The organism is Synechococcus sp. R6-7 (assembly GCF_047461695.1).
Lineage (GTDB): Bacteria > Cyanobacteriota > Cyanobacteriia > Thermostichales > Thermostichaceae > Thermostichus.
In genome coordinates, this window is sequence record NZ_JANSHS010000017.1 from 1 (window position 1) to 3,591 (window position 3,591).

Here is a 3,591-nt window from a genome sequence, read left to right on the forward strand (position 1 = left end):
GCTTATTATTGACTAGAGTCATGCTCTTCTGTAGGCTTAGTTAGCAACCCTCAAAAATCATCGCAAAGATTCTTCAAAAGATCATCTTCGAGCCCGTCTTCCTTGTCCCCAAGGGAGGGAGAAATCAAGGGGCTACGGGCTGAAGCTCTCGGATCTCGACCGGATCTCCAACGGCCAAACCCAAAGCAGCAGCCGTCCCGCCGCGAAACTCCAGCACACCGTCCACCAACTGGGAAGGAGGCGGCCCATAGGTGGGGCAGGGTTGGGCGGGGCAGCCGGGCACATCGGCGGCAATGTACACCACCTTGCCTTGGTGAAGGAAAATGATGTCCAGGTTGATCAGGGTGTTGAACATCCAAAAAGAAGCTGGCTGGGGCGGATCAAAGGGAAACCACATGCCCCGATCCGGCGGCAAATCGGTGCGAAACATCAGGCCCAAGCGCTGTTGCTCAGGGGTGCGGGCCACCTCTAGCTCAAAGCGTTGGCCGGCAAGGGTGACTTCGGCTTCAACCGGCAGTTGCTGGGGCTGCCCTATGGCTGGGGGGGATGGAGAGATGGCTTCGGTTACCTGAGTTTGTGAGGCGGGAGATCTCTCCGTGGCAGTAGTACATCCCAAGCCGGATCCCAGGAGCAGTAGAGCCAGGCCCAAGGCGACTCTGCACCCTTTTGGAACGTGTATCGTGAACAGAACCATGTGGCACTCTCCTGTGCAGGCTTCATCCTATCGCGCCAGACGCTGCTGCTGCGACTTGACCAGCCAGACGCAGGAAGTTCCCCCCTGGGAGAGCCTTGCCAATTCTTGCTTGCCGGAAGCGGCCTGTGCTTTTCCCCCTTGAGCGCAGCCGGAATGGCGGCTCTGGGCAAGGGCAGCCCACAACCGACCCGATAGCATAGCCATAGACTCTGCCAGGAGAGCCCTATGAAAGACCTGTTTAATCGATCCTTGGTGAGCCGGATCCCTCTTCTGGCTCTGCTGGGTTTACTGAGCCTGGGCCTCTGGCCCACTCACGGGATGGGATCCCGTTCACAGGAAACCCCGGTGCGGATTCCCTTTGAGCCAACGGTGACCTATGGGGAAGGGTATGGGGAAAAGACCGTGGCCCAACAAGCCCAAAGCCGCTTTGCGCTGAAACTGTTTGATCACCTGCTCCGTCAGCAGCCCCAAGAGAACCTCTTTTTCTCCCCCTTGAGCATCCGCCTGGCCCTGAGCATGCTCTACAACGGCGCCTCTGGGGAGACTCAAACGGCAATGGCCGAGGTGCTGGAGGCACAGGACCTTTCCCTCAATGAGTTGAACTGGAGCAATGCCCAAATGGTGGGCTGGCTGGCGGAGGGATCCCCGGCAGGAGGGCCAGTCCAGGTGCAAATGGCCAACGGCCTCTGGGTGGATCAAACCCTCACCTTACAGCCCCAGTTTTTGCAGGCTTTGGCCACCTACTACCAAGCGGTGGTGAATCGGGTGAATTTGGGATCCCGGCAAACGGTGAACCAGATCAACGGCTGGGTGGCCGAGCGCACCCAGGGCAAGATCAACCGCATTGTGGATCGCCTCAGCCGCGAGGATTTGATGGTTTTGCTCAATGCCATCTACTTCAAGGGCGAGTGGACTCAGCCCTTCGATCCGGAGCGCACCCAAACTCAGCCCTTTACTCGGTTGGATGGCCGCCGCGTCCGAGTACCCATGATGGTTCAATCAGGTCGTTACGACTACCTGGAAACCGAGCAGTTGCAGGTGGTGAGCCTGCCCTACGGGGAAGGAGAACTGGAAATGCTGATCCTGCTGCCCAAGAAGGGAGTGAAGCTGGAATCGCTGCGGGCAGAGCTGAGCCCGGAAACTTGGCAAGAATGGACGGGATCCCTGCGCCCCCGTGCAGGTTCGGTGCGGATCCCGAGATTTGAATTGGCTTATGAAACGGATCTCACTTCCGTTCTGCAGCAGTTGGGCCTGGGAGTTGCCTTTTCCAACCGAGCCGACTTCAGCCAGATGACCCCAGAGCCAGCGCGGATCAGCAGAGTCCTGCACAAAGCAGCAATTGAAGTGAACGAAGAGGGATCCGAGGCGGCAGCCGCTACTGGGGTGATCGTCTCCCGGACTGCTGTCGACCGGCAAGAGCCCTTTCAATTTGTGGCAGATCGGCCCTTCTGGTTTGCCATTGTGGCCTCCGGATCCGGCGGCAACCCAGCGGCCCAAACCGTGTTGTTCATGGGATCCCTAGTGGATCCTAAATAAGGGGATCCCTCAGGGCAGCTTGCTGACTTCTTACCGGGCGTGCAGATCGCTCTTCAGGATGTGTTGACCCCAGACCGGCTCCCTTGGTTGGTTTAGCCGTTTTTCATTGCGGAGGTCATGATGGTCGAGGTTTTGGAAAGAGAAAAATTGGCCGAGGCACCTGCTGATAGTTCTCCGGCAGCTTCTCGAAAAATTTGGACTGACGAAGAGTTTATGGCTTTACCGGAGGATGGCAATCGCTATGAGGTTGTGAACGGAGAACTGGTTACTGTGGGCTCGGCAGGTGCAAAGCATGGGTACTACGTAAGTTTGATTCACATCATTCTGGGCTCCTACGTTCGCAGTCAAAGGATTGGATTTACCTTCGATTCCGATACTTCCTTCAAAATGAAATCCGGTAATCGCCGCTCTCCGGATTGTTCTTTTTTTTCCAAAGAACGACTGCAATCTCTGGGCGGGATCCCAAGGGGTTATATTGAGGGATCTCCAGACTTGGCTGTAGAAGTTCTCTCCGATGCCAACACCGTTGGAGAGATCCATGACAAGGTTGTTGAGTATTTCGAGAATGGATCCCGGCTGGTCTGGATCATTCATCCTGAAGAGAAATACGTTCTGGTCTATCGCCGGCCTGAGCCTGAAGCATTGAAGAAACCCGGCGACATCCTGGAAGGTGGAGAGGTGATCCCTGGATTTGCGCTGGATTTATCAGAGTTTTTTGCCGAGCCGGAGTTGTAGTTTTTCACCAACGCAATGCCCGGATAAGATGCCTTCAGCGCCTAGGGAAAAGCAACCCCTGTTAAGCTAGCCTAAGCAGTGGGATCCCATTTCATGGCACCGGTCTATCCGCAGGTTCTGGAGCGCAATCCCAAACCGCTGCGCATTGCCCTACAGCGGTTTACCTCTCAGCAACTGGCTTGGCGGGCGGCAGCAGGCTTGGTGCTGCTGATTGTGGGATCCCAACTGTGGGCCCGTTCGCCGCTGTGGGGGTTGGTGGCTGTGGGGATGGGCTTGTGGATTGGGATCCCTTGGGGGTTGGGGCAGATCCTGAATCTAGATTGCCAAAGCCAACGGGTGACCTTGACCCGGCTGGGTGGCCCTTGGGGCTTTTGGCGGCAGCAGGTGTTTTCTTATCCCTTGGCCCAGTTGCAAGGGGTGCGGGTACATCGGGTAGGCCAGGAGGTTTTGGACAACCAAGCTCAAGAGAGTTTCCAGGTCCAAAGCCAAGTGCGGCTGCAGTTTCACAGCGATCCTTCTAAACCGGAGCTGAACGAGGAGGTCATCGCCTGCTTTAGCAGCCAAGTCGGCATCAAAGGGGACGAACCAGAAGCTTTCGTGCTGATACATTTACGCTGAACACTGCT

General features: G+C 56.6%; 5 protein-coding genes. 3 read left to right on the forward strand and 2 right to left on the reverse strand.

Going from position 1 to position 3,591, the window contains the following annotated elements:
* Positions 1 to 124 precede the first annotated feature (124 nt).
* Together NW815_RS00535 and NW815_RS00540 are read right to left on the reverse strand one after the other, a co-directional pair.
* Positions 125 to 649 (reverse strand): DUF192 domain-containing protein, encoded by a 525-nt coding sequence (locus NW815_RS00535; protein ID WP_414389703.1) that lies wholly within the window; start codon positions 647 to 649, stop codon positions 125 to 127.
* A 72-nt stretch (positions 650 to 721) separates the two neighbouring features.
* On the reverse strand, positions 722 to 898 hold the full coding sequence (locus NW815_RS00540; RefSeq protein ID WP_414389705.1) for a hypothetical protein: 177 nt from the start codon (positions 896 to 898) through the stop codon (positions 722 to 724).
* Between the two features lie 21 nt (positions 899 to 919).
* Here NW815_RS00540 and NW815_RS00545 point away from each other — a divergent pair, with 21 nt between their 5' ends.
* The 3 genes from NW815_RS00545 (at position 920) to NW815_RS00555 (ending at position 3,583) form a co-directional block, all read left to right on the forward strand.
* Positions 920 to 2,230: a serpin family protein gene (locus NW815_RS00545; RefSeq protein ID WP_414389707.1), complete on the forward strand. Its 1,311-nt coding sequence runs from the start codon at positions 920 to 922 to the stop codon at positions 2,228 to 2,230.
* A 120-nt stretch (positions 2,231 to 2,350) separates the two neighbouring features.
* Positions 2,351 to 2,965: a Uma2 family endonuclease gene (locus NW815_RS00550; protein WP_414330774.1), complete on the forward strand. Its 615-nt coding sequence runs from the start codon at positions 2,351 to 2,353 to the stop codon at positions 2,963 to 2,965.
* A gap of 93 nt (positions 2,966 to 3,058) precedes the next feature.
* Positions 3,059 to 3,583, forward strand: a complete 525-nt coding sequence (locus tag NW815_RS00555; protein ID WP_414388997.1) for a hypothetical protein — start codon at positions 3,059 to 3,061, stop codon at positions 3,581 to 3,583.
* Positions 3,584 to 3,591 lie beyond the last annotated feature (8 nt).

Coding starts and splice junctions, on each gene's coding strand:
- NW815_RS00550 (WP_414330774.1), top strand. CDS start 2,351: ATGGTCGAGGTTTTGGAAAGAGAAAAATTGGCCGAGGCACCTGCTGAT.
- NW815_RS00555 (WP_414388997.1), top strand. CDS start 3,059: ATGGCACCGGTCTATCCGCAGGTTCTGGAGCGCAATCCCAAACCGCTG.
- NW815_RS00545 (WP_414389707.1), top strand. CDS start 920: ATGAAAGACCTGTTTAATCGATCCTTGGTGAGCCGGATCCCTCTTCTG.
- NW815_RS00540 (WP_414389705.1), bottom strand. CDS start 898: ATGGCTATGCTATCGGGTCGGTTGTGGGCTGCCCTTGCCCAGAGCCGC.